The organism is Vibrio sp. 2033 (genome assembly GCF_033339735.1).
In genome coordinates this window covers 1-1,228 of the sequence record NZ_JAWOVC010000093.1, presented here as the reverse complement: position 1 = coordinate 1,228, position 1,228 = coordinate 1, and the positions used below count along the sequence as shown (strand labels likewise).

The window sequence follows — 1,228 nt, the reverse complement described above, 5'->3', positions numbered from 1 at the left end:
TGACCCGTCCTGATATGGGTTGACACTTTTTAACTAAAACGCTCGATGTACTTCATCGGGCGTTTTGTATTTTAAAGCCGTATGAGGCCTCATTTGATTATAGATATCTACGGACTCTGCTACCATCGTCCTTGCTTCTTTCAGATCTTTCGGTTTCTTCAGCAAGAGCTCCATTTTGAGTATCCCATTTACACGCTCAGCTAAAGCATTCTGATAACAGTCATACCCGTCAGTCATTGAGCAAGTCACTCTATGTTTCTTATGGATATCTTGATATTCCTTCGAACAGTATTGTGAGCCTCTATCTGAGTGGTGTATTAGCTTTTCTTCACTCTGCCGTTGCCTGAGAGCTGAGATAAATGCCCGCTTAACTGATTGAGTTTTCATGTTGTCATCCACATAAAAACCAACAATCTTCCTTGAATAAGCGTCTGTAACCAAGCTGAGATAACTCTCTCCATTTTGAGTTGGCAAGTAAGTAATATCAGCAACCCACAGTTGTTCTGGCTTCGTTGGTGTCAGCCCATCTTTCACTTTGTTTGGGTGACAGAAAAATCGATGACGGCTGTCAGTCGTTCGGTGATAGGCTCGTCTTGCTCTCACTAACAGCCGATGTTTTCTGAGAAGTTCAAAGAGCTTATCGCGACCTATTTGAATGCCCTTTGTTGCTGCTAAGAACTTCAGTTTACGCGTGCCAATGCGTGGCTGCTTCAGCCTGACTTCACGGACAAAGCCAATGACAGCATGCTCATGATGTTCACAACGAGATTGAGTTTGGCATTGCTTATAATAAGCTTGGCGAGAGATTTGTACTAACTGACAAAACTTCGTAACGCTCAAACCTACTATGGTTTTCTCTTGGACAACGCTTCTTTGTGCTTTTTTGTCACTCTAACACCATAGTCACGTTCCATAACGTTCACGACAGCTTCAAAGAAGTCGGCTTTGAGTTGAGCATCTTCGAGCTGCTTCTCAAGCTCTTTAATACGTTGCTCTGGTGTAGGAGGTGAATTGAACTCGGCCATAGAGTCTCCTTTGGACATAAAGTTAGGTGTCCCTTTAGACCAATCTAGTCGACCATGCTTACGAAGCCAAACCAAAACCGTAGAGCAACCTTGGATGCCATACTTCTCTTGGGCTTGTTTGTAAGTGAGGCTTCCTTTTTCAACCTCATCAACTACAGTGAGTTTAAAAGCGAGGGAGTAATCGCGCTGAGTTCTTTTAGTTG

General features: G+C 43.3%; 1 protein-coding gene. It reads right to left on the bottom strand.

The genetic code is table 11. The features are described 5' to 3' along the window. Positions 1 to 33: 33 nt before the first annotated feature. Positions 34 to 1,228 (bottom strand): IS3 family transposase gene (locus R7P74_RS24815; protein ID WP_225474373.1). Its coding sequence is split into 2 segments (ribosomal slippage), with 1,196 coding nucleotides annotated over them: positions 34 to 872 and positions 872 to 1,228; the frame shifts between segments, so codons are not numbered across the junction. This gene is flagged as partial in the annotation.